Below are 26,237 nucleotides of genomic sequence, written 5' to 3'. Positions count from 1 at the left end.
GCGAGAGACCGTAATTACTGGGCGGTGAGCGGGCGCTGAGATGCCGGAGAGCACCACCTGCATACGATCGGTGAGCAGTTTCGCCGAAGTGTTTTTTGGCGGTAGGTCAGTTCGGTCGTAATCAGCTGGAAAGGGCAGTCGAGCGCGATGACGAATCAGAACCATTCCCACCGGGACGCCGAGCGCGGTGGACACGAGGAGCCCGTCGCGGTCGTCGGAGTGTCCTGCCGGCTCCCTGGGGCCGACGGTCCCGGGGCCTTCTGGGACCTGTTGAGCACCGGCTCGGACGCCATCACCGCCGTGCCCGACGGCCGGTGGGTGGCCGCGTCGGGCGCCGAGGCCCCCGAGGACACCGAGCCGGGGATGCGAAGGGGCGGGTTCCTCGAGCGGGTGGACACCTTCGACGCGGCCTTCTTCGGCATCTCGCCGCGTGAGGCCGTCGCCATGGACCCCCAGCAGCGGCTCGTGCTCGAACTCGCCTGGGAGGCCCTGGAGGACGCGGGCGTCCGCCCGGAGGTGCTGCGCGGCAGCCGTACCGCCGTGTTCGTGGGCACCCTGCGTGACGACTACGCGGCGCTGCTCTACCAGCACGGCGACAGGGCCATCACGCAGCACAGCATGGCCGGCGTCAACCGCGGAGTCATCGCCAACCGGGTCTCCTACCACCTCGGGCTGCACGGGCCGAGTCTTACCGTCGACTCCGCCCAGTCCTCCTCGCTGGTGGCCGTGCACCTCGCGTGCGAGTCGCTGCGCACCGGCGAGTCCGACACGGCGATCGCGGCAGGTGTCAATCTGAACATCCTCGCCGAGGGCGCGGTGACCGAGGAGCGGTTCGGTGGGCTGTCGCCCGACGGCACGACGTACACCTTCGACTCGCGTGCCAACGGTTTCGTACGCGGGGAGGGCGGCGCCGTCGTCGTCCTGAAGCCGCTGGACCGGGCGATCGAGGACGGAGACCGCATCTACGGCGTCGTCCGGGGCAGCGCGGTCAACAACGACGGCGCGACGGCGGGGCTGACCGTTCCCGGCCAGGGCGCGCAGGAGCGCGTGCTGCGGGAGGCGTACGGGAAGGCCGGTGTCGATCCGGCAGCGGTGCAGTACGTCGAACTCCACGGCACCGGTACGCCGGTGGGCGACCCCATCGAGGCCGCCGCCCTGGGCGCGGTGCTGGGCGCGGGCCGGCCCGCCGGGGCGCCGCTGCGGGTCGGTTCGGCCAAGACCAACGTGGGCCATCTGGAAGGCGCCGCGGGCATCGTGGGGATGCTCAAGGCGCTGCTCGCGCTGAGCAATCGCAGGCTGCCCGCGAGCCTCAACTTCGATTCCCCCTCGCCCCGGATTCCGTTGGCGGAACTGGGTCTCGACGTCCAGCGCGAGCTGACCGCGTGGCCCGCGCCGGACCGTGAACTGATCGCCGGCGTCTCCTCCTTCGGGATGGGTGGCACCAACGCGCACGTCGTGCTGGCCGAGAGCCCGGTGCGCCCCGACTGCGTCGACGCCACCCCGGGCTCCTCCCCGGAGACCGCAGGCGTCGTCCCGCTGGTGCTCTCCGGCCGCTCACCCGCGGCCCTGCGCGCCCAGGCCGCCGCACTGCGCGAGGCACTCGCGCGGGACGGGGCGCCCGGCGCGGCCGACATCGGCTGGTCGCTCGCCACCACCCGCACCGTCTTCGAGCACCGGGCGGTCGTGCTCGCCGGGCCGGCAGGCACCGACGCCCCGCTGCGCGCGCTCGCCGACGGCGAGGCGTCGCCGGACGTGCTGCTCGGGACCGCGGGGCCGGGACGCCCCGCCGTCATGTTCACCGGGCAGGGCTCCCAACGGGTGGGCATGGGACTGGAGCTGTACGAAGCCCACCCCGCGTTCGCCGAAGCGTTCGACGCCGTGTGCGCCGTACTTGACCCGTTGCTCGACCGGCCGCTGCGCGAGGTGATCGCCTCCGGCGACGGCCTCGACGACACCGGCTGGGCCCAGCCTGCCCTGTTCGCCGTCGAGGTCGCGCTGTACCGGCTGGTGGAGTCGTGGGGCGTCGTCCCCGCACTGGTCGCCGGGCATTCCGTCGGCGAGATCGCCGCCGCGCACGTCGCGGGCGTGCTGGATCTGCCGGACGCGGCGCGCCTGGTGGCCGCCCGTGGCCGTCTGATGCAGGCGCTGCCCGCCGGTGGCGCGATGGTCGCGGTGGAGGCGGACGAGGAAGAGGTCCTCGCCGTGCTCGCCGGTCATGAGGGGCAAGCAGCGGTCGCCGCCGTCAACGGACCGCGCTCCGTGGTTGTTTCGGGCGCCGAGGACGCGGTGCTCGCGGTGGCCTTGCTGCTGCGTGAGCAGGGCCGCAAGACGAAGCGGCTGACCGTCTCGCACGCCTTCCACTCGCCGCTCATGGCTCCGATGCTCGCCCCGTTCCGTGCGGTCGTCGAAGGACTCACCCTGCGCGCGCCCCTGGTGGACGCGGTGTCGTCGGTGACCGGCGAGCTGGTCACCGACGCCTGGTCGACGCCCGAGTACTGGGTGGAGCAGGTGCGCCGCCCGGTGCGCTTCCTGGACGCGGCCCGCGCCCTGGAGGCGGCCGGCGCCAGCATGTTCCTGGAGCTCGGCCCGGACGGCGTCTGCTCGGCGATGGTCCGTGACTGCGTCCGGGAGCCAGCCTCCGTGGTCGCCGTGCCCGCGCTGCGCCGTGGCCGCCCGGAGAGCCGCACCCTCCTCGCCGCGCTCGCCACCGTCTTCGCACACGGCACGGACGTGGACTGGGCGGCCATCCACAGCGGCCCGGTCCGCCGGGTGCGCGCTGTTCGCGGTCGAGGTGGCGCTGTTCCGGCTTGCGGCCCACCACGGGCTCAGCCCCGACCTGCTCGCGGGGCACTCGATCGGCGAACTGGCCGCCGCCCACTGCGCGGGCGTGTTCTCACTGGCCGACGCCGCCCGCCTGGTGGCCGCCCGGGGCCGGCTGATGGAGTCGGCACACCCCGGCGGCGCCATGATCGCGCTGGAGGCGGAGGAGTCCGAACTGGCGCCCTTGCTAGCAGAGTTCGACGGACGCTTGGCGGTGGCCGCCATCAATGGTCCGGCCTCGGTGGTCGTCTCCGGTGACGAGGACGCCGCCGAGACGGTGGCGGAGCGTCTTCGGGCGCTGGGCCGCCGTACCCGGCGCCTTCAGGTCAGTCACGCGTTCCACTCGCCGCACATGGACGCGGTGCTCGACGAGTTCCGCTCCGTCGCCGCGGGAGTCACTTTCCACCCGCCCGCCGTCCAGATCGTCTCGACGGTGACCGGCCGCCTGGCCACCGCGGCGGAACTGGCCTCGCCCGACTACTGGACCAGACAGATACGCTCGGCGGTACGTTTCCACGACGCCGTCCGGGAACTCGGCGTGCACGGCGCCACGGTGTACGTCGAGATCGGCCCGGACGCGGTGCTGACGCCGCTCGCCCGGTCCGTCGCCGGGGACGGGGCGACGGCGGTGGCGCTGCTGCGCGCCGGGCGTCCCGAGCCCCGGGCGCTGGCCCTCGCACTGGCGACCGCCAGGGTCCACGGGGCCCCGCTCGACGGTGGCTCCTTCTTTCCCGGCGGGCGCCGCACCGATCTGCCGACGTACCCCTTCCAGCGCGAGCGCTACTGGCTGGCGCCCCATGCGGCCGGCGACGCACGGTCGTTCGGGCTCTCCCCGGCAGAGCATCCGCTGCTGGCCACCGCCATGGACATCGCGGGAGGCGACGACCTGGTGCTCACCGGGCTGCTGTCCACCGCCACCCACCCGTGGCTGGCCGACCACGTCGTCGCCGGCGGCGTTCTGGTGCCCGCCACCGTCTTCGTGGAGCTGGCCCTGGCCGCGGGCAACCGCATCGGCACCGACCGGGTGGGCGACCTCACCCTTGAAGCGCCGCTGCTGTTGCCCGCCGACTCCGCGGCCCGCGTCCAGGTCTCCGTCGGTGCTACCGCCGGGGACGGCAGCCGCCCCTTCAGCGTGCACGCCAGGCCCGGTCACGCGGCCGCCGACACCGAGCCCTGGTCCCGCCACGCCTCCGGCGTCCTCGGCGGCCCCGGTGCGGCCGCCGCCGCGGAGCTGCGGCAGTGGCCGCCGGCCGGAGCGGTCGCCGAACCGCTGGACGGCGTCTACGACCGGCTTTCGGACCTCGGCTACACGTACGGGCCTGCTTTTCGGGGCCTGACGAAGCTGTGGCGTTCGGGCGACGACCTCTTCGCAGAGGTGCGCCTGCCCGCCGAACACATCACGCACGTCGGCCGGTTCGGGCTGCATCCGGCGCTCTTCGACGCCGTGCTGCATCCCCTGGTGCTGCACGCGGCTGACGCCGCCGACGACGGCGCCGTGCGGCTGCCGTTCGCCTGGACGGGAACTGAGCTGCACGCGACCGGCGCGAGCGAACTGCGGGTGCGCATCTCTCCGACGGGCCCCGACACGTTCACGCTCGCCCTCGCCGACACCACCGGAGCCCCCGTGGCGTCCGTGGAGTCCCTGGTCCTGCGCGCTGTGCCCCGCACCGGCCTCATCGGTGCGGCGCAGCGCCACGGCGACCATCTGTACGCCGTGGAGTGGACCGCTGTGCCCGTCCCCGCGGCCACGGACGCCCTACGGGTCGCGACGGTGCACGGCGACGAACTCCCCGACGCGCAGGGCTTGGAGGCACTGCTCGTACACACCGACCTGCTCGCCACTCCCGGGGACGACCCTGTGCGGGCGGCGCACGTTGTGGCGCGGCGCGTCCTGGGCCTCGTACAGCGGTTCCTCGCCGACGAGCGCTACGCCGACGCACGCCTGGTGGCGGTCACCCGGGGCGCCGTCGCGACCCGGGACGGCGAGACGCTGTCCGCGCTGGAGGCCGCCCCTGTGTGGGGTCTGGTCCGCGCCGTGCAGGCCGAGCACCCGGGCCGTCTGGTCCTGGCCGATCTGCACGGGCCGGCCGACGACGGGCTGCTGCCGGTGGCCCTGGCCGTCGACGAACCGCAGCTCGCCGTGCGCGCGGGTGAGGTGCTGGCACCGCGTCTCGTCCGGGCCGGCGCGCCCGAAGCGGCGCGGCCGTCCGGGTTCGGCCCGGAGGGAACGGTGCTGATCACCGGCGGCACCGGTGGGCTGGGCGCGCTCTTCGCCCGTCACCTCGTCACCGGCTACGGCGTGCGTCGGCTACTGCTGGCGAGCCGCAGCGGCGAGGGCGCGGCCGGGGTGCCCGAACTGCGCGCCGAACTGGTTGCGTTGGGCGCCGACGTCACCGTCGCCACCTGTGACGTGTCAGACCGGGCGCAGCTGGCCGCGCTGCTCGACGCCGTACCGGCGGAGCATCCGCTGACCGGTGTCGTACACACCGCCGGTCTGCTCGACGACGCCACCGTCGAGGTGCTGACGGCGGAGCGGCTGGCGGCTGTGCTGCGGCCCAAGGCCGACGCCGCCTGGCATCTGCACGAGCTGACGCGGGACCTCGGCCTGTCGGCGTTCGTGCTCTTCTCGTCCGTCTCCGGCCTGACCGGCACGGCTGGTCAGGCCAACTACGCAGCGGCCAACACCTACTTGGACGCCCTCGCCGCGCATCGCCGGTCCCTCGGGCTGGCCGCGACCTCACTGGCCTGGGGCCTGTGGGACGCCACCCATGGCATGGGCGGCACGCTCAGTGAGGGCGACCTGGCGCGGTGGGCGCGGGCCGGTGTCCGGCCGCTGACCCCGGAGCAGGGGCTCACCCTGTTCGACCGGGCGCTCGCGGACGGACTGCCGCTGCGGGTACCCGTCCACCTGGACCTGGCCGCGCTGCGCCGCCACCCGGAGCCGCCGGCGGCGCTGCTGCGGGGGTTTGTCAAGGCCGCTCCCCGCCGCGCCGTCGTCCGTAAGGCGGGCGACGGCGGCGACTGGGCCGCTCGCACCGAAGCGTTGCCCGCTGAAGAGCGGGAGACGGCGGTCATCACGCTGGTGCGGGCCACCGTCGCGAGTGTGCTTGGCCACACCGACTCCACGGCGCTCGACCCCGGCCGGGCCTTCAACGAGATCGGCTTCGACTCGCTGGCCGGTGTCGAGCTGCGCAACCGGCTGAACGCCGCGACCGGAGTCCGGCTGCCCGCCACCGTCGTCTTCGACCATCCCTCACCGCAGGCACTGGCGGACCACCTGCTCACCCTGGTGGCGGGCGCCGTGTCCGTCGCCGCGCCCACGGCGCCCGCCGCGCGCACCGCCTCGGCCGACGAGCCGATCGCGATCGTCGGCATGGCGTGCCGCTATCCGGGAGGTGTCGCCTCCCCCGACGACCTGTGGCGCCTGGTCGCCGATGGCACCGACGCGATCAGCGAGTTCCCCGTGAACCGAGGCTGGGACCTGGAGAAACTGTACGACGCGGACCCGGCGCACACCGGGACGTCCTATGTGCGGCACGGCGGGTTCCTGCACGAAGCGGACCAGTTTGACCGGGAGTTCTTCGGGGTCTCGCCCCGCGAGGCCACCGCGACCGACCCGCAGCAGCGGCTGCTGCTGGAGACGGCGTGGGAGACGCTGGAGAGCGCGGGGCTCGACCCGGCGCGGCTGCGGGGCTCGCGCACCGGCGTGTTCACCGGTGCCATGTACGACGACTATGTGTCGCGTCTGACGTCGGTGCCCGAGGAGTACGAGGGCTTCCTGCTCGCGGGGAACCTCTCCAGTGTGGTGTCGGGCCGGCTGTCGTACACGTACGGCTTCGAGGGTCCCGCGGTCACCGTGGACACCGCCTGCTCGTCTTCGCTGGTCGCGCTGCACCTCGCCGCCAACGCACTGCGGGGCGGCGAGTGCGACCTGGCCCTGGCCGGCGGGGTCACCGTCATGGCGGGGCCCAGCGTCTTCGTCGAGTTCTCCCGGCAGCGTGGTCTGTCGGCGGACGGTCGCTGCCGGTCGTTCGCCGCGGACGCGGACGGCACTGGCTGGTCCGAGGGAGTGGGTTTGCTGCTCGTGGAGCGGCTGTCGGACGCCCGGAAGAACGGCCACCAGATCCTCGCGGTGCTGCGCGGCAGCGCGGTCAACCAGGACGGTGCCAGCAACGGACTCACCGCACCCAACGGCCCCGCCCAAGAACGCGTCATCCGCCAGGCCCTCGCCAACGCCCGGCTCACACCCGCCGACATCGACGCGGTGGAAGCACACGGCACCGGCACCCGCCTCGGCGACCCCATCGAAGCACAAGCACTCCTCGCCACCTACGGACAACACCGCCCCGCCGAACAACCCCTACTACTCGGCTCGTTGAAATCCAACATCGGACACACCCAAGCAGCCGCAGGTGTCGGCGGCGTCATCAAAATGGTGCAGGCCATGCGCCACGGCGTGCTGCCCAAATCCCTGTACGCACAAGACCCCACCCCGATGGTGGACTGGGACTCCGGCGCCGTCGAACTCCTCACCGAACAACAGCCCTGGCCCCAGACCGAACACCCCCGCCGCGCCGCCGTATCCTCATTCGGCATCAGCGGCACCAACGCGCACGTCATCATCGAGCAGGGTCCGCCGACGCCCGCACCCCCGGCGGAGCAGCCGACGTCAGCCCTGCCGGCCGCGCCCTGGCTGCTGTCGGCGCGCGGAGACGCCGCCCTGCGGGCCCAGGCCGCGCGACTGCGGACGCATGTCGCCGAGCGCCCCGGGCTGGACCTCGCGGACATCGGCCTGTCCCTGGCCACCACCCGCGCCGTGCACAGCCACACGGCTGCCGTCGTGGCGTTCGGCCGCGACGAACTGCTCGCCGCCCTGGACCTGCTGGGCCGGGGAGAGTCCTCGCCGGCCGTGGTGCGCGGCAGCGCCACGCCGCGCCCGGGCAAGACGGCGTTCCTGCTCACGGGGCAGGGCGCCCAGCGGCTCGGCATGGGCCGTGAGCTGTACGCCCAGTCGCCGGTGTTCGCCGCCGCGCTTGACGAGGTATGCGCGCACCTGGACGGCGGACTGGTGCGGCCTCTGAAGCAGGTGCTGTTCGCCGTCGAGGGTTCGGCGGACTCGGCTCTGATCGACCAGACCGCATTCACACAGGCCGCGCTGTTCGCGGTGGAGACCGCACTGTTCCGGCTGGCCGAACACCACGGCCTCGTACCGGACTTCCTGCTCGGCCACTCAATCGGCGAGATCACCGCCGCGCATCTGGCGGGAGTCCTCGACCTGCCGGACGCCTGCGTCCTGGTCGCCGAGCGCGGCCGGCTCATGCAGGCGGCCCGTGAGGATGGGGCGATGGCCGCGATCGAGGCGGCCGAGGTGGAAGTGCGCGCCACACTCGCCGCGTACGGCGACCGGGTGGCGGTCGCCGGGGTCAACGGGCCCAGTTCGACGGTGATTTCCGGGGACGCCCCGGACGTTGACGAGGTCATGGCGTTGTGGCGTGAGCGCGGCAGCAGGGTCAAGCGGCTGCCCGTCAGCCACGCCTTCCACTCGCCGCACATGGAGGAGGTGCTCGACGAGTTCCGCGCCGTCGCCGAGGGCCTCACCTTCCACCCTCCGCGCATCCCCGTCGTCTCCAACGTCACCGGCGTCCTCGGCACCGCGGAGGACCTCGCTTCGCCCGATTACTGGGCGCGGCACATCCGTGAGGCGGTCCGGTTCATGGACGGGGTACGGCACCTGGCCGGCCGGGGCGTCACCGAGTGGCTGGAGCTGGGACCCGACGGCGTGCTGACGGCGCTCGTGCGGGAGTGCCTCGGTGAGGAGGAGACCGGCGCGCTGACACCGGCTCTGCGCAGAGGGCGGCCCGAGGGGGTTGTGTTCGCCTCGGCTCTCGCGCAGCTCGCGTTGCGTGGTGCGCCAGTGCGCTGGGACACCGTGTTCCCGGGCGCCCACCGGGTGGACCTGCCCGGTTACGCGTTCCAGCACCGGCGGTACTGGCTGGACGCCCCGGCGACGGTGGGCGACGCGGCCGGGTTCGGCCTGGCCGCCGCGAGCCATCCGCTGCTGGGTGCCTCGGTGGCGCTGGCCGACCGTGACGAGTACGTCCTGACCGGGCGCCTCTCGCGGCACAGTCACCCCTGGCTGACCGGTCACGTCGTCGCGGGCACCGTGCTCGTACCCGCCACCGGGCTGCTCGAACTGGCGCTGAAGGCGGCGGAGCAGACCGGCACCGACGGCGTGGACGAGCTGACGCTGGCCGCGCCGATGGTGCTGCCGGAGCACGGCGGCGTCCAGCTCCAGGTGTCGGTGTCCGGCGCGGAGCCGGACGGCGGCCGGGCGATCCGTGTGCACTCCCGCCCGGACGGCGCGGACAGCGAGGGGACGTGGACCCTGCACGCGCACGGACGGCTCGGCGGCGACCACGGAGCCGGCGCCGACCTGACGGTGTGGCCGCCGCCCGGCGCCGTCGAGACCGACCTGAGCGGGGCCTACCAACGGCTCGCCGCGGCGGAGTACGACTACGGGACGCCGTTTCAGAACCTGCGCCGGCTGTGGACCGGTCCCGGAGGCGAGCTGTACGCCGAGGTGTCGCTGAACGACGAACTACAGGGCGAGGCAGCGAGGTTCACGGCGCATCCGGCGCTGCTTGACGCGGCGCTGCACCCGCTGCTGCCGGGCGTCGCGGCCGACGGCGGGCGGGCCTGGCTGCCGTTCTCGTGGTCCGGTGTCGCGGTGCACGCCACCGGTGCGGCAAGCCTGCGGGTACGGCTGACGCCCACCGCGGCGGGCGACGCCGACTCACCTACGCTGGCCCTGACGGTGGCGGACAGCACCGGCGCGCCTGTGCTCTCCGTCGACGCGCTCACGCTGCGGCCACTGTCGGCGGACGCGGTGCGGGCGGCGGGAAACAGCCTGTCGGACGGCCTGTTCCGGGTCGACTGGGCTCCGTCGGCCGAGTTGCCCGGTGACGCGGGCGCCCCCGGGGAGCTGGCCGTCATCGGCTCGGCCGAGGACGCGCCGTACGCCCCTGGAACGCCATCCTACGAGGACCTGGGCGAGCTGGGCCGCGCGGTGGACGGGGGTGCGGCGCTGCCGTCCCTGGTGATTCTGCCGCTACCCGCCCGCGGCACGGCGACCGCCGCGAGCGGCCTTTCCGTGCCGGACGCGGTGCGCGCCACGCTGCACCGGGTGCTCGCTATCGTCCAGGAGTGGCTGGCCGACGACCGGTTCGCCGGGGCCCGGCTCGCCGTTGTCACCCGGGGCGGCGTCGCCACCGCCGCCGGGCAGGAGACGGACCTGGTGCACGCCCCGGTGTGGGGTCTGCTGCGGTCCGCTCAGACCGAGAGCCCGGGCAGGATCGTTCTCGCCGACGTCGACGAGTACACCCCGCTCCTACTGCGGGCGCTGGACAGCGACGAGCCCCAACTGGCCCTGCGCGAAGGCCGGGTTCTGGTCCCGCGCCTGGCCCGCACCGCGGAGCCCCAGGCGGGCGTGACCGGTCCCGACTGGGGCGACGGCACGGTGCTGGTGACCGGTGCGACCGGTGCGCTGGGCGCTGTGCTCGCCCGGCACCTGGTGGACGAGCACGCTGTACGCCGCCTCCTGCTGGTGAGCCGGCGAGGTCCGGACGCGCCTGGCTCGGCGGAACTCGCCGCCGAACTCGCAGAGTTGGGCGCCGACGTCACGGTCGCGGCCTGCGACGTGACCGACCGGGACCAGGTGGCCGCACTGCTCGCCGCCGTACCGGCGGAGTATCCGCTGACCGGCGTCGTGCACACGGCGGGTGTCCTCGACGACAGCACGGTCCAGTCGCTCACCCCCGCACGCCTGGACGCCGTGCTGCGACCGAAGACCGATGCCGCGTGGCACCTGCACGAGCTGACCCGCGACCTGAGCCTTTCGGCGTTCGTGCTCTACTCGTCCGTCGCCGGACTGCTGGGCACGGCGGGCCAGGCCAACTACGCGGCGGGCAACACCTTCCTTGACGCGCTGGCGGCCCACCGCCGGGCGCTGGGCCTGGCCGGGACCTCGCTCGCCTGGGGTCTGTGGGCGCAGAGCAGCGCGCTGAGCGGGCACCTGGCCGACGCCGACCTGCGCCGCCTCGCCCGCTCGGGTCTGCGGCCACTGGCTACGGACGACGCCATGGCGCTGTTCGATGCGGCCCCCGGCACCGGGGAGTCACTGCTGGCGGTCACCCGATTGGACGCGGCGGCCCTGCGCGCCTCGGGCGAGCCGACTCCGGCGCTGCTGCGCGGCCTGGTCCGTACGCCTGCCCGGCGCGCCGCGGGCGCGTCGCAGGCCGCGGCGTCGGGTCCTGGCCTCGCGGAACAGCTGGCCGTCCTGCGGCCCGCCGAGCGCGACCGGATGCTCACCGACCTGGTGTGCGGCCGGGTCGCCGCGGTACTCGGGCACCCGGACGCCACCGAGATCACGCCCGGCCGCGCTCTCCAGGAGCTGGGTTTCGACTCGCTCACCGCGGTCGAGCTCCGCAACCACCTGGCCAGCGCGACCGGGCTGCGGCTGCCGACCACGCTCGCCTTCGACCAGCCCACCCCGGGCGCCCTGGCCGCGTATCTGCGGGAGCGGCTGGTGAGCGACGACGTGACGCCGGACGAGCCGCTCCTGGCCGAACTGGCCCGGCTGAAGCCCGCTGTCGAGGCGGCCGCGGGTGACTCCGGAGCCCACGGCCGGATCATCGCGCGGCTGCGGGAACTCCTGGCCGCCGCCGACGCCGTCGGACTGTCCGCCGCCTCCGAGGAAGAGGCGGACAACGACCTCGAATCCGCCACGGACGAGGAGCTCTTCGCACTGCTCGACGAAATCGAATGACCCGCCGCCGCCGGGTGCGCACACGAGGCAACAGACCATTTATAACAGGGAGTTGAGAAGATCATGGCGGGTGAGGAGAAGCTCCGCGACTACCTCAAGAAGGCCATCGCGGACGCGCGCGACGCGCGCAGAGAGCTGCGCGAGGCCGAGGACAGGCAGCACGAGCCGATCGCGATCGTGAGCATGGCGTGCCGCTATCCCGGCGGGGTGACCTCACCCGACGAGCTGTGGCGCCTGGTGACCGATGGCACCGACGCGATCAGCGAGTTCCCCGAGAACCGGGGCTGGGACGTGGAGAGCCTGTACGACCCGGACCCCGACCGGGCCGGGACCTCTTACGGCCGCGAGGGCGGGTTCCTGCACGACGCCGACGCGTTCGACGCGGAGTTCTTCGGGATGTCGCCCCGCGAGGCGCTGGCGGCGGACCCGCAGCAGCGGCTGCTGTTGCAGACGGCGTGGGAGACGCTGGAGAGCGCGGGGCTCGACCCGGCGCGGCTGCGGGGCTCGCGCACCGGCGTGTTCACCGGTGTGATGTACAACGACTACGGCTCGCGGCCGCACCTTCCGTCCGAGGGGTTCGAGGGTTACCTGTTCAGCGGCAGCGCAGGCAGCATCGCCTCCGGCCGGCTGTCGTACACGTACGGCTTCGAGGGTCCCGCGGTCACCGTGGACACCGCCTGCTCGTCGTCGCTGGTCGCGCTGCACCTCGCCGCCAACGCACTGCGGGGCGGCGAGTGCGACCTGGCCCTGGCCGGCGGGGTCACGGTGATGTCGACGCCGGTCGCGTTCGTCGAGTTCTCGCGGTTGCGTGGTCTGTCGGCGGACGGTCGCTGCCGGTCGTTCGCCGCGGACGCGGACGGCACTGGCTGGTCCGAGGGAGTGGGTTTGCTGCTCGTGGAGCGGCTGTCGGACGCCCGGAAGAACGGCCACCAGATCCTCGCGGTGCTGCGCGGCAGCGCGGTCAACCAGGACGGTGCCAGCAACGGACTCACCGCACCCAACGGCCCCGCCCAAGAACGCGTCATCCGCCAGGCCCTCGCCAACGCCCGGCTCACACCCGCCGACATCGACGCGGTGGAAGCACACGGCACCGGCACCCGCCTCGGCGACCCCATCGAAGCACAAGCACTCCTCGCCACCTACGGACAACACCGCCCCGCCGAACAACCCCTACTACTCGGCTCGTTGAAATCCAACATCGGACACACCCAAGCAGCCGCAGGTGTCGGCGGCGTCATCAAAATGGTGCAGGCCATGCGCCACGGCGTGCTGCCCAAATCCCTGTACGCACAAGACCCCACCCCGATGGTGGACTGGGACTCCGGCGCCGTCGAACTCCTCACCGAACAACAGCCCTGGCCCCAGACCGAACACCCCCGCCGCGCCGCCGTATCCTCATTCGGATTCGGTGGCACCAACGCGCACGTGATCGTGGAGGAATCCCCTGCCTCCGATATCACTCAGGAACCGGCCGCCACACATCCCGCCCGGCCGGCCGGCGCTGTGCCCTGGGTCCTGTCGGGCAAGACCCCGGAGGCCCTCGGTGATCAGGCCCGCCGCCTGCTCACCCACCTCGGGGCCGGCCGCGACGCGTCTCCCTTGGACATCGCGTACTCACTCGCGACGACCCGCACCGCGCTCGACCACCGGGCCGCCCTCACCGGCACCACCCGCGACGAGCTGCTCACCGGGCTGCGGGCCCTCGCCGACCGCCCCCGCGGAACCAACGCCGCCCGCGGCAACGGCCGACTGGCGTTCCTTTTCAGCGGCCAAGGTGCCCAACGTGTCCGCATGGGCAACCAACTCGCGGACACCTACCCCGAGTTCAGAACCTACCTCGACGAGGTATGCACACACCTCGACCAACACCTCGACCGCAACCTCCGCGACATCATCACCACCGGCAACGGCCTCAACGAAACCCAATACACCCAACCCGCACTCTTCGCCATCGAAGTCGCCCTCTACCGACTCCTCACCCACTGGGGCATCACCCCCGACTACCTCACCGGCCACTCCATCGGCGAAATCACCGCAGCACACTGCGCCGGCATCCTCAACCTCCCCGACGCAGCCAAACTCGTCACCACCCGCGCACGACTCATGCAAAACATGCCACCCCACGGCACCATGATCGCCATCCAAGCCCCCGAACACGCCATACTCCCCCACCTCACCGGCCACGAACACACCATCAACATCGCCGCACTCAACAGCCCCACCAACACCGTCATCGCAGGCGACACCACCACCGCCCAACACATCACCACCCAACTCCACAACACAGGCCACAAAACCCACACCCTCAACGTCTCCCACGCCTTCCACTCCCCCCACATGGACGGCATGCTCAACGACTTCCGCACCGCCGCCGAAAACCTCACCTACCACCCACCCCACACCCCCATCATCTCCACCCTCACCGGCAAACCCGCCACCGGAAACGACCTCCAAACCCCCCAATACTGGACCAACCAACTCCGCCACACCGTCCGCTTCCACGACGCCGTATCCACACTCCACGAGCTGGGCGTGACGGCCTTCGTCGAGATCGGACCCGACGCCATGCTCACCGCGCTCGTGCGGGGGACCCTCGGCACCGACGCCACCACGGTCGCCCCGCTGCGCCGCGACCACCCCGAGGCGGACACCCTGGTCACCGCCCTCGGCGCGCTCCACGGCGCGGGCGTGCACGTCGACTGGGAAAACTACTTCGCCGGGACCGGCGCGCGACGCGTGCCCCTGCCGACGTACGCCTTCCAGCACGAGCGCTACTGGGTCCAGGCGTCCAGGGCTCCGGCCGACGCGGCCGGGCTCGGGCTCGTGGACGCCGGGCATCCGCTGCTCGGTGCCGCGCTGCACCTGAGCTGCGGCGAGGAGACGGTCTTCACCAGCCGGCTGTCCCGGCACACGGGCACCTGGCTCGCCGGTCACCGCGTCGGCGCCAGGTCGGTGCTGCCATCGGCCGTCCTGGTGGAGCTCGCGATCCGCGCGGGCGACGAGGTGGGCTGCGGGGCGCTCGACGAACTGGTCGTGGACGAACCCGTGGTGCTGCCCGACGAGGGCGGCATCCACCTCCAGGTCCGGCTCTCCGGCCCGGACACAGAGGGACGGCGGGCGGTCACCTTCCACGCGCGCCCCGACGACGCGGATGTTCCCTGGACCGCCCACGCCCACGGGGTGCTGGACACCTTCGCGGCCCCCGCACCGGCCGCCGGTCAGGAGCAGTGGCCGCCCGCCGGTGCGAGCGTGGTCGCACACGAGGCCGTGTACCGCCGACTCGCGGACACCGGGGTGACGTACACCCCGCAATTGCAGGTGCTGACCGGACTCTGGAGCCGGGGCGACGAACTCTTCGCGGAGTTGCGGCTCACCGCCGAAGCCGGCGCCGAAGCAGGTCACTACGGGCTGCACCCGGCGCTGCTCGACGCCGCCCTGCACGCGCTGCCCGTCGCGAACCGGCCTTCGGCCGCCACGTCGTGGCGCGGCGTGCGGCTGTACGCCACGGGCGCGTCGGCGGTACGGGTCCACCTCACCCCACAGGACGGCGAGCACGACGCCGTCATCGGTGGGCGCGCAGTGGGCGTGCGCCTCTACGACCTGTCCGGACAGCCTGTCGCGGACATCACCGAGGTGACTGTACGTCCGGTCGACCCGGCCCGGGTCGCCTCGGGCGCGGCCCGTGACCACGAGGCGCTCTTCCATCTGGACTGGGCGCCCCGCCCGGCCGCCGCGTCCGCCGTCCCGCCCGCCGGCGCCGTGTTCGAACGGTTGTCGTCCGCCGATCCCGGCGATCCGCTCGCCGCCGTGCACGACACCACCCGGCGGGCGCTGGCCCTGGCCCAGCAGTGGCTCGCCGACGAGGAGCGGTCCGACTCCCCGCTGGTAGTGGTGACCTCCGGCGCCGTGGCCACCGGCCCGAGCGAACAGGTCACCGACCCCGGCGCCGCCGCCGCGTGGGGGTTGCTGCGCTCCGCGCAGTCCGAGGCCCCCGGCCGGATCGTCCTCGTCGACGCGTCCCCGGACACCGACCCCGCGTTGCTGGCCGCCGCCGTCGCCTCCAACGAGCCCCAGACGGCGATCCGGCGCGGCGGTGTTTTTGTCCCACGCCTGGCCCGCGCACGGCGCCCGGACCCGGCCCGCGCGACCGCACCGTCGTTCACCGCCGGAGGCACCGTCCTCATCACGGGCGGTACGGGCTCGCTGGGCTCACTGTTCGCCAGGCACCTGATCACCCGGCACGACGTACGCCATCTGCTGCTCGTCAGCCGCAGCGGCGAACGGGCGCCCCGCGCAGCCGAGTTGATTGCCGAGCTGACCGCTCTCGGGGCGAGCGTCACCGTCCGGGCCTGCGACGTGTCCGACCGGACCGAACTGGCCGTGCTCCTAGCCGCGATACCCCACGCACACCCCCTCACCGGGATCGTGCACACCGCGGGCGTCCTGGACGACGGGCTCATCCCGTCGATGACCCCCGAGCGGCTGGTTTCGGTGCTGGCACCGAAGGCCGACGCGGCCTGGCATCTGCACGACCTGACCCGGCACCTCGATCTGACGGCGTTCGTCCTGTTCTCCTCCGTCGCCGCCCTGGTCGGCGGCCCCGGTCAGGCCAACTACGCCGCCGCCAACGCCGCCCTCGACGCGCTCGCCGCGCGGCGCGCCGCCGAGGGCCTGCCCGCCACCTCCATCGCCTGGGGCCTGTGGGCCGAGGCCACCGGACTCACTGGAGGGCTCACCGAGGCAGACCTCACCCGCATCGCCCGCAGCGGACTGCTCCCGGTCACCAATGCCCAGGGCCCCGCCCTGCTCGACCTGGCGTTGACCGCCGGCCGCCCGGACGCGGTGGCCACCCCGCTCGACTTCGCCGTGCTGAGCAAACAGCCGCGCGTCGCACCAGTGTTCAGCTCTCTGGCGCGCCGCACCGCGCGGCCCGCCGCGCACGACGAGACCACCGGCCCGTCCTCGCTCACCGCGCTGCTCGCCAGTCTCGACGAGGAGCGGCGCCCGCAAGCGGTGCTTGAAGCGGTCCTTGAAGAGATCGCCGGGAGCCTGGGCCACGCCGGCACCCGGGGCATCCCCCCGACGCAGCCCCTTCCGCAGCTGGGTCTTGACTCGCTGACCTCGGTGGAGCTGCGCAACCGGCTCGGGGAACGCACCGGTCTGCGGCTCCCCGCCACCCTGGTCTTCGACCATCCGACCCCGACCGCCCTGGCCGCGTACCTGCTGGGCGAGATGGGGGACGGCTCCGGGCCGGGGTCCCCGGCCGAGGCCGTCGACCACGCCGCCGACATCCGGCTCGACGACGCCATCCGTCCCGCCGATGAGGTGGTACGTACCGTCACCGACCCCCGCGAGGTGCTGCTCACGGGCGCCAGCGGGTTCCTCGGCGCCTTTCTGCTGCGCGACCTGATGCGTACCACCCGGGCCCGGATCCACTGCCTGGTGCGCGGGCCGGACGACGCGGCGGCGTACACGCGGCTTCGGGAGAGCCTGCGTTGGTACCGGGTCTGGGGCGAGATCGATCCGGCCCGTCTCTCCGTCGTCGCCGGGGACCTCGCCGAACCGCGGCTCGGGCTGGCCGAGGACGTCTTCGACGGCCTCGCCCGCACGGTCGACGTAGTGCACCACGCGGGTGCGACGGTCCACTGGCTGCACCCGTACACGGCGCTCAGGGACGCCAACGTCCGCGGCACCGAGGAGATCCTGCGGCTCGCGGCGCGGCACCGCACGGTGCCGGTCCACTACGTGTCCACCGTGGGTGTATTCGACGGCCCGGTGACGCCGGGTGTGCCGCTGAGGACAACAGACCCCACGGGTCCCCCGCAGGCGCTGCCCAGCGGCTATCTTCAGAGCAAGTGGGTGGCCGAGCAGGTGCTTGAGCTGGCCAAGGAGCGCGGCATGCCCGTGTCGGTGTACCGGGTCGACGTGATCTCCGGTGACCGGGTCAACGGGGCCTGCCAGACACGGGACTTCGTGTGGCTCACGCTCAAGGGGCTGCTCCAGTCCGGCGCCGTGCCGTCTGGCACGGGTGGCCGTTTCCACCTGCTGCCGGTCGACTACGTCAGTTCGGCCATCGTCGCGCTCTCCGGCCGGCCGGCCGGCGGCGGACGGTGGTGTCTTCCACCTGTTCAACGGGGACTCGCTGAGCCTGACCGACTGTGTGGAGCGGCTGCGCGGCCTCGGTTACGGGCTGCGTGACCTGGACCGGGAGACGTGGACGGAGGCCGTGCGCTCGGACCGCGGCAACGCCCTGCTCCCGCTGCTGCACGCCTTCGACATGATGACCTCGGACACGGACGCCTTCTACCCGCCGATCGACACCTCCGGGACGGAGCTGGCGCTGCGCGGCACCGGCATCAGCTGCCCGCCGCTGACCGGTGAACTCTTCGACAAGTACGTCGAGTTCTTCGTCCAGGAGGGTCACTTCCCGCCGGCCCCGACCGCCTAGCCGCAGTTCGTGCGAAAGGGGCGGCCGACCGACTCTGGGAGTCGGTCGGCCGCCCCTTTCGCACGGCGGTCAGCGGACTTCGCCGTACCAGCGCCAGCCCGACTGGCGGGGCAGGCCCGGCAGTGCGGCGCGGCCGGTACACCACAGCAGGGTGTCCACAGGGCCGTGACCGGTGGGCGCGTCGGGGAACAGCCGGTCAACGACGGGCGCGCACAGCTCATCGGAGGGGGTCCAGTCGATGCCGAGCCCACGGGCGATGTCGCGGCCGTGCACCACCAGCTCCAGGGCGCCCATGGCGGCGAACCCGGCGGCGTCGGAGTGTCCGTACGGGTGCCAGGCCCTGACGTCGGACGGGGTGGTGTCCACCGTGTTCGCCAGCAGGGTACCGGCGATCCGGATGCCCTCCAGGGCCGCGGGGGCCGGGGCGTGGGAGTCGATCGAGGAGAACAGCGTGATGTAGCGGTCGGTCGGTCGGGCGATGAGCAGCCCGGCGTAACCCACCACGCCGAGGGCGATGTGCGACAGGGTCTCGTGGGCGCTCCAGTCGAGGTCCCCGGCCGTTCGGGCCCAGCTCTGATCGGCTCCCTCCTCCAGAACTGCGGTGCTTTCTTCGGCTGCGGTACGTACGAGGTCGGACCAGGAAAGAGTCATGGAACGGATGTTGCCACAAGGAAGCCGATTCCGCGGCAGAGTCATTTTTCGGTAATTGAACGGTAATTTGGCCCCGCCGAGCGGCCGGGATTTCCCATGACCGCACAGTGGACACTCTCTTACTCTTTTCCGCTTCGCTTTAAGTACTGTTCCAGGTGCCTTGAGAGTGTTGGCCGAGTGCGCCCTCTCGTTCGGCAGAACCGACCCCACGACCGAGGAGCCGCAATGGCTACGAACGACGACCTGGCGTCCGTACTGGAAGCAGTGAGAAGCATCATTCCCACGCTCCGCGAGAACGGTCCCGAGGGCGAGGATCATCGCTGGCTCCCGGAGGAGAACCTCGCCCTTCTGGAGAAGGCCGGTGTATTCCGCATGGCCGTGCCGGCCAGGTTCGGCGGCCTCGACCTGCCGCTGGCCGACCAGGCCGCGGTCATCACCGAGATCGGGCGCGGGTGCCCCGCCACCGCCTGGGTGACGATGGTCTGGGTGACCAGTACCTGGACCGCCACCCTCTACCCGGACCGGGCCCAGGAGGAGATCTTCGCTCCAGGTTCGGTGAAGATCTCCAGCGCCTTCACGCCGAGCGGAACGGTCGTGGAGACCGAGGGCGGTTACATCCTCAACGGCAGCTGGCGGTTCAACACCGGTTCGCCGGGCGCGGACTGGAACTTCACCGCGGCGATGCTGGAGCGCCCCGACGGCACGCACGAAGAGGTCATGGCCATCGTCCCGATGGACAAGATGACCGTCGCCGACGACTGGCACGTGTCCGCGGGCTCCGCCACCGGCAGCGCCACGACCTCCGCCAAGGACGTCTTCATCCCGGCGCACCACGTCACCACCTTCGAAGAGGTGATGGTCAGCGCCACCAGTGACCGCTCCAACACAGGGGCCACCGGCCGCAATTACGGTCTGCTGAGCTTCGTCATGGCCGAGTGCGCCGCCGTCTTCATCGGCATCGCCCGGGGCGCGTACGAACTCTTCCTCGACCGGCTGCCCGGCCGCGGCATCACGTACACCGACTGGACCGACCAGAAGCAGCACCCGCTCACCCAGATCCAGGTGGCCACCGCGGCCAACAAGATCGACGCGGCGCAGGCGCTGTCGGAGCGCTGGCTGACGCTGCTCCAGGAGCGGGCCGACGCGGGTGTGCAGCCGACCGACGCGGAAAAGGCGATCGTGCGCGGCCAGACCGCATTCGCCGCGCAGCTCTCGAAGGAAGCCGTCGAGATTCTTTTCAACGCCAGCGGTGGTTCAGTGATTCAGCGCAGCGTTCCGCTGCAGCGTTTCCACCGCGACATCCAGGGTTTCTCCCTGCACGCGCTGGCGCAGATCGATGTGAATCTGGAACTCCAGGGCCGGGTACTTCTCGGCATGGACCCGGGCACCGTCTTCCTCTAGCCCGCAGCGCCCACACCGAGTGACTCGCAGAACAAACTTTCCCTTTTCTTCCCCTTCTCACCCCTTTCCGGAATTGTGGCGCGCTCGACGCCGCTTTCACCCCCGCAGAACAATGCACTGGAGGATCATTCATGGGCGACAACCGCACCCCGGTGACAGTCATCGGCCTCGGCCTCATGGGACAGGCGCTCGCCGCCGCGTTCCTGAAGGCGGGTCACACCACCACCGTGTGGAACCGCTCGGCTCAAAAGGCCGACGACCTCGTCTCGCAGGGTGCGGTGCTCGCCGCCACCCCTGCGGAGGCCGTGGCCGCCAGTGAGCTCGTGGTCGTGTGCCTCTCGACGTACGACACCGTGCACGACGTGATCGGCTCGCTGGGCAACGCCCTCAGCGGCAAGGTCCTCGTCAACCTGACGAGCGGCTCGTCCGACCAGGGCCGCGAGACCGCGGTGTGGGCGCAGAAGCAGGGCGCCGAGTACCTCGACGGCGCGATCATGATCACGCCCCCCGGCATCGGCGCCGACACCACCGTGCTCTTCTACGCCGGCACGGAGAGCGTCTTCCAGAAGCACGAGTCGACGCTGAAGCTGCTGGGCGGTGCCACCACATACCTGGGCGCCGACCACGGCATGCCGGCACTGTACGACGTGTCGCTGCTCGGCCTGATGTGGGGCACGCTCAACAGCTTCCTGCACGGTGTCGCGATCGTGGAGACCGCGGGCGTCGGCGCCCAGCAGTTCCTGCCCTGGGCGCACATGTGGCTCGACGCCATCAAGATGTTCACGACCGACTACGCGGCCCAGATCGACGCCGGTGACGGCAAGTTCCCGGCCAACGACGCGACGCTCGAGACGCACCTGGAGGCGCTCAAGCACCTCGTGCACGAGAGCCAGGCGCTGGGCATCGACGCCGAACTGCCCAAGTACTCGCAGGCGTTGATGGAGCGGGTCATCGGCCAGGGCCACGCCAAGAACAGCTACGCGGCCGTCGTCAAGGCGTACCGCAAGCCCACCGAGTGAGCACGGCGACAATGATCACTTCCCGGTGAGTCGGCAGGGGCCGGTCCGGCGGTTGTCACGGGCCGCCGGGCCGGCCCCTGCCACGCCCGCCCCTCCACACGCGTCAACCGCCCCACGCGCGCCCACGCTCCACAGGCAGGCACCCCACGCCCACCGCACCGCTTCGCGCCTCTCCTCGTCACCTCTTCGCCCCAGGGGGAACCTCCATGAATCGGCAACTTGGCACGTCGGCGAACGCCACCACATCCACCGGCCCGGACCGCAGGTCCCTGCTGAAGGCGGGCGCCGCCACGGCACTCGCATCGGCCCTCGCCGCAGCAGGCGCCGGCCCGGCGCGCGCGGAGGATGCGCCCTGGGACGTGATCGTGATCGGCGCCGGGTACGCGGGCGGCACCGTCGCGCGTGAGCTGACCGCGCGTGGTCTGTCCACGCTGGTGCTGGAGGCCCGTGACCGGATCGGCGGACGGGTGTGGACCAGCGCCTTCGCCGGGGAGCGCGTGGAGCTGGGCGGCGGGTGGTTCGGCCCCGGCCAGCAGCTCGTCGAGCGGGAACTCAAGCGCTACTCCATCGGCACCACGCTGGACGTGTCGCCGACCCTGGCCGTGATGCCGGGCGCCGACGGCTACTTGAGCAGCCCTCCGGCGGAGGTCTTCGGCCGTTTGGGCACCCTCTTCGAGCAGTTTTACGCGGGATCGGAGCAGTACTTCGAGCGCCCCTTGGAACCGCTCTACCGCCAGGACCTGCTGCAGGGTCTCGATCACCTGTCGCTGTCCGACCGGATCAAGCAGCTCAGCCTCTCCCCCGTGGACCACAAATGGGTGGCGGGCTCCACCGCGGTGTTCGCGGGCGGCAACGATGTCGGCGCCCTGACGGGTCTGGCCCAGTGGTATCAGCTCGCGGGCGGGACGTACGACGGCTTCCACTCGACCATGAGCCTCAAGCCCGACGGCGGCATGACCTCCGTGCTCAAGGCGATGCTGGACGAGTCGAAGGCGGCCGTACGGCTCAACTCGCAGGTCTCGTCGGTCACGAAGGCGGGCAACTGGACGCAGGTTCGGCTGAGCGGCGGCCAGACGTACAAGTCCCGGGTCGTCGTGGTCGCCACGCCCGTCAACACCTGGCGGACCATCGCCTTCAACCCGGGTCTGCCCAAGGTCCACACGGATGCGGCCACGGAGGGAATCGGCGTACCGCACGCGACGAAGCTGTGGCTGCATGTGCGGGGCAGCTCGGAGGCGGTGTACGCGCAGTCGGCCGAGGACGGTCCGATCCTACTGATGCTGCCCCAGCAGGAGCTTCCCGACGGGCGGTTGTACGTCGCCTTCACGGGCCCCTCGCTCGACGTGTCGAACCGGTCGGCGGTCCAGGCGGCGGTGCGTCAGTTCATCCCGCAGGCGACGGTGGCCGGTTACCGCGCGATGGAGTGGACCAAGGACAAGTACGCCCGCGGCGGCTGGGGCCTGCGTCGCCCCGGCCAGCTGCTGCGCCAGCTCCCTGCCATCCAGCAGCCACACGGCAACGTCGTATTCGCGGGCTCCGACATCGCGAGCGGCTGGTACGGGGCGTTCGTGGAGGGCGCGATCGAGTCCGGCCTGCGCGCGGCGCAGCAGGCGGTGGCGCTGGCGGGCTGAGCCCCTGACTGACGCCACGGCCCCCACCTCTCGGCGCCGGATCCGGCGCGGTCACCGAACGGGTGGACGGGCCGGGGTCTGGGGGTGGCGGCCGAGACAGCGTAGACGAGCGGGGCGGGCCGGATCGCTCTTCGGCCAAGACCTGTTGTCTCATGTTGACAGGCTTTCCGTAGACGCGGCCCCCGAAAAGCAACAGGCCGCCCTGGGTGAGGGTTTCCAAATCTTGCCAACTCCTTCCGGAGCCGCTGAGGAAGCTCTACGCCGAGAAGCAAACAGGATCGCCCCGGCCGAACAAGTCTGGGAAATTGGTAACGGGAAACCGACGAAGGCCCGTGGCGCCAGGGACGTCACAATCCGGCTCACACTCCTGGAATGCGCTCGCTCGACTGATGCCCCGGTGTGGTTCGTCTGGCCTGACCAGCGACGCACGATGCCTGACGGGCCATCAGAACGAGCGTCAAATGAGCGTCAAGATGCCTCTGAGAGCGTCATTTCAGCGTCAAGATATCGCCCGTAACGCCCACAGTGCACATAATGCACACCACTCGAACCCGCAGGTCAGGAACCCTTGGCGGCGGGCTCAAGGATGGCCACGCACTCCACGTGGTGCGTCATCGGAAAGACGTCAGCCGAGACGACACCAGAAAAAATGCCAGGTCAGAGCCGCTTTACCGGCTCCGTTGGTCGGCAATCCGATGGCCGGAGCGTCAAACGGGCGTCATGGAGCGCCGGCTCGCAGCCGTCGCCTGGGGGTGACGCGGGGAACGCATCGGCCTATGGCAGCTGCGCCCCACCCGCGTGACGGGCCGACCGGAGCAAAGGCGGACGTGGACGCCTGCCACAGCGAGCGCAGCTCGGGGCGGCGCAGGGTTCGTTCGCCCGGCACCGTTGCCGTAGGCGTCATCACGCCTCCGAGTCAGTGCCGTTCCAGACGAAGCAAGCGCTGGTGACCGCGTCGTCGTCCGCACCAGTGAGTAGCGCGCGGCGATACCTGGCGGCTGCCGGCCGGTGCCACGCGCGGGGACGTGGATCTGACTGCCGCGGTCGGCCGCGCCGATGACGGTGGACAGGGCGACGCCGCCTGGTCTCTGACACCGGCCACGAACCCAATGGTGCTGCCGCGTCAGTGCGACTGCCGGTCGAGGCCGGTGGCTGGCGTCATCGGCCGTCGGCTATTCGCGCAGCGTGCCCAATGCCTCGTCATGGAACTCGGACGACGACAAGGAGGCCCGTGATGGCCTCGATCAACGGCTAGCTGAGTTGAAGCCCCCGGCGTCCCGACGGTCTTGGGGGGAGGCCGCCGCCGGGGCCCGGGGGAAGGCGCACACGGCGGACCGAAATAATTTCGGTTGTTACGCGGCATTGTTTCGGAAGCGCGCATCACTCAGGATTCCTTTGGGAGCCATTCTCCGTGCGACAGAAGGGCGGAGCTGGCCAGTCGACCCCTGAAAGCTTTCGCAGGGCATCCCGCACATGCCAGGCGCGGAAAGGAGCGCACACCGCTTCCGGGGGCGAACCGCTCTGCCCCGGCCCGTATTCACTCCCCAGGAGATCCCATGCGCCGACGCACCCTGCACGCCCTCGCCGCGGCGACCACGGCTGTGCTCGTACTGGGAGCCGCCACCCAGACGGCACGCCCACCCCGGCAAGCACGACCGGACACTGCGCATGCTCGTCGATCGCGCGGATCTCCGCACCGGCACGGCGGTGGACACCGCCGCACTCGACGCGGGCACCCCGGACCTACCAGTGGGACGTCGTCAACGAGACCTTCGACGAGGGCGGCACCTACCGGGACTTGCTCTGGCTGCGGGAGCTGGGCCGTCGTATACGCCGACGCGTTCCGCTGGGCACACGCCGTCCGCCCGAGGGCCACCCTCTTCTGACGCCGCCAACATCCTGGACGCGGTCTTCGCCGCAAAGCCCGCGCACACCGCACCGACCGCCGACCGCCGAACCGCCGAACCGCTGAGCGGCGCGCGCACCCAGCGGTAACCCGCTCAGCCATCCACCCCGCACGGCCCGCCCACAGAAGAAAGAGGTTGTCATGATCAGCACAAATGCGAACACTCCTGGGGAAGGTCGCAGCCCTCTACGTGCCTACGCGCGCAGGGCACTGGTCCTCTCCGTCACCGCGCTGCTCACGGCCACCGGTGTCGTCGCCCTGTCCGGCACCGCCCACGCGGCGAGCACCCTCGGTGAATCGGCAGCCGTCAAGGGCCGCTACTTCGGCACGGCGGTCGCCGCGAACCACCTCGGTGAGGCGCCCTACGCCGCCACGCTGAACACCGAGTTCAACTCGGTGACCCCCGAGAACGAGATGAAATGGGATGCGCTGGAGGCGTCCCGGGGATCGTTCTCCTACGGGGCGGCCGACCAGATCGTCAGCCACGCGCAGAGCCGCGGCATGAAGGTGCGGGGACACACCCTGGTCTGGCACTCCCAGCTGCCCGGCTGGGTGGGGTCACTGGGTGCGAGTGACCTCCGTACGGCGATGAACAACCACATCACCCAGGTCATGCGGCACTACCAGGGCAAGATCCACTCGTGGGACGTCGTCAACGAGGCGTTCCAGGACGGCAGCAGCGGAGCACGCCGTAGTTCGCCCTTCCAGGACAAGCTCGGCAACGGCTTCATCGAAGAGGCGTTCCGCACCGCGCGGGCCACCGACCCGGCTGCGAAGCTCTGTTACAACGACTACAACACCGACGGGGTGAACGCGAAGTCCAACGCCGTGTACGCCATGGTGAAGGACTTCAAGCAGCGCGGTGTGCCCATCGACTGCGTAGGCTTCCAGAGTCACTTCAACAGCCAGTCCCCCGTCCCCGCCGACTTCCAAACGAATCTGCAGCGCTTCGCCGACCTCGGCGTCGACGTGCAGATCACGGAACTGGACATCGAGGGGTCCGGGGCCTCGCAGGCCACGAGTTACGCCAACGTGGTGAAGGCGTGCCTCGCGGTGACGCGCTGCGCGGGCATCACCGTCTGGGGCATCACCGACAAGTACTCCTGGCGCGCGAGCGGGACCCCGCTGCTCTTCGACGGCAACTACAACAAGAAGCCGGCCTACGACTCCGTGCTGTCCACCCTGGGCGGTACGAGCGGCGGTGGTGACGGGGGAAGCGGCACCCGCACGTGCACCGTCTCGTACGCGAAGCAGGAGACGTGGGGTGACCGCTACAACGGCAAAGTGACCGTGACGGCGGGAGGTTCGGCGATCAGCGGCTGGAACGTGCGGGTGACCATCGCCTCGGCGCAGCGGATCTCGGCCACCTGGAACGGCACGCCCAGCTGGGACAACACCGGGAAGGTAATGACCGTGGCCCCGAGCGGCAACGGCAGCCTGGCGGCCGGCGGGACGACGAGCTTCGGCTTCACCGTCATGACGAACGGCAACACGGCACCGCCCACCATCAGCGCCTGCACCGCATCCTGACCGGAGC

General features: G+C 71.6%; 7 protein-coding genes and 2 pseudogenes. 8 read left to right on the top strand and 1 reads right to left on the bottom strand.

What is annotated here, in order from left to right; translation table 11 throughout:
* Nucleotides 1–147 precede the first annotated feature (147 nt).
* The 4 genes and pseudogenes from ACLLJJ_RS36210 to ACLLJJ_RS36195 form a co-directional block, all read left to right on the top strand.
* Nucleotides 148–2,757: pseudogene (locus ACLLJJ_RS36210) on the top strand (type I polyketide synthase); the annotation flags it as partial.
* 16 nt (nucleotides 2,758–2,773) lie between these two features.
* A pseudogene (locus tag ACLLJJ_RS36205) lies at nucleotides 2,774–11,644 on the top strand (SDR family NAD(P)-dependent oxidoreductase); the annotation flags it as partial.
* A 60-nt stretch (nucleotides 11,645–11,704) separates the two neighbouring features.
* A complete protein-coding gene (locus tag ACLLJJ_RS36200) occupies nucleotides 11,705–17,842 on the top strand; it encodes a thioester reductase domain-containing protein (protein ID WP_434600617.1) in 6,138 nt (2,045 codons plus the stop codon).
* Entirely contained in the window at nucleotides 17,805–18,092 is a 288-nt protein-coding gene (locus ACLLJJ_RS36195) for a hypothetical protein (protein WP_434598915.1), read from the top strand. Before ACLLJJ_RS36200 ends, ACLLJJ_RS36195 begins: the two co-directional genes overlap by 38 nt.
* Nucleotides 18,093–18,161: 69 nt before the next feature.
* Here the strand turns inward: ACLLJJ_RS36195 and ACLLJJ_RS36190 are convergent, their stop codons facing one another.
* Nucleotides 18,162–18,743, bottom strand: a complete 582-nt coding sequence (locus ACLLJJ_RS36190; protein WP_434598914.1) for a maleylpyruvate isomerase N-terminal domain-containing protein — start codon at nucleotides 18,741–18,743, stop codon at nucleotides 18,162–18,164.
* Between the two features lie 225 nt (nucleotides 18,744–18,968).
* On the opposite strand from ACLLJJ_RS36190, the gene ACLLJJ_RS36185 reads away from it, so the two are divergent.
* The 4 genes from ACLLJJ_RS36185 to ACLLJJ_RS36170 all read left to right on the top strand — a co-directional run bounded on the left by ACLLJJ_RS36185 (nucleotide 18,969) and on the right by ACLLJJ_RS36170 (nucleotide 26,230).
* Nucleotides 18,969–20,144 (top strand): acyl-CoA dehydrogenase family protein, encoded by a 1,176-nt coding sequence (locus ACLLJJ_RS36185; RefSeq protein WP_434598913.1) that lies wholly within the window; start codon nucleotides 18,969–18,971, stop codon nucleotides 20,142–20,144.
* Nucleotides 20,145–20,275: 131 nt separating this feature from the next.
* Nucleotides 20,276–21,163 (top strand): NAD(P)-dependent oxidoreductase, encoded by an 888-nt coding sequence (locus ACLLJJ_RS36180; protein WP_434598912.1) that lies wholly within the window; start codon nucleotides 20,276–20,278, stop codon nucleotides 21,161–21,163.
* Nucleotides 21,164–21,369: 206 nt separating this feature from the next.
* Nucleotides 21,370–22,794: a flavin monoamine oxidase family protein gene (locus ACLLJJ_RS36175; protein WP_434598911.1), complete on the top strand. Its 1,425-nt coding sequence runs from the start codon at nucleotides 21,370–21,372 to the stop codon at nucleotides 22,792–22,794.
* A gap of 2,047 nt (nucleotides 22,795–24,841) precedes the next feature.
* A complete protein-coding gene (locus ACLLJJ_RS36170) occupies nucleotides 24,842–26,230 on the top strand; it encodes an endo-1,4-beta-xylanase (protein ID WP_434598910.1) in 1,389 nt (462 codons plus the stop codon).
* Nucleotides 26,231–26,237 lie beyond the last annotated feature (7 nt).

Source organism: Streptomyces sp. A5-4 (assembly GCF_051131715.1).
Lineage (GTDB): Bacteria > Actinomycetota > Actinomycetes > Streptomycetales > Streptomycetaceae > Streptomyces.
This window is presented reverse-complemented; position numbering and strand designations above follow the sequence as displayed.

Coding starts and splice junctions, on each gene's coding strand:
- ACLLJJ_RS36190 (WP_434598914.1), bottom strand. CDS start 18,743: ATGACTCTTTCCTGGTCCGACCTCGTACGTACCGCAGCCGAAGAAAGC.
- ACLLJJ_RS36185 (WP_434598913.1), top strand. CDS start 18,969: ATGGCTACGAACGACGACCTGGCGTCCGTACTGGAAGCAGTGAGAAGC.
- ACLLJJ_RS36180 (WP_434598912.1), top strand. CDS start 20,276: ATGGGCGACAACCGCACCCCGGTGACAGTCATCGGCCTCGGCCTCATG.
- ACLLJJ_RS36170 (WP_434598910.1), top strand. CDS start 24,842: ATGATCAGCACAAATGCGAACACTCCTGGGGAAGGTCGCAGCCCTCTA.
- ACLLJJ_RS36175 (WP_434598911.1), top strand. CDS start 21,370: ATGAATCGGCAACTTGGCACGTCGGCGAACGCCACCACATCCACCGGC.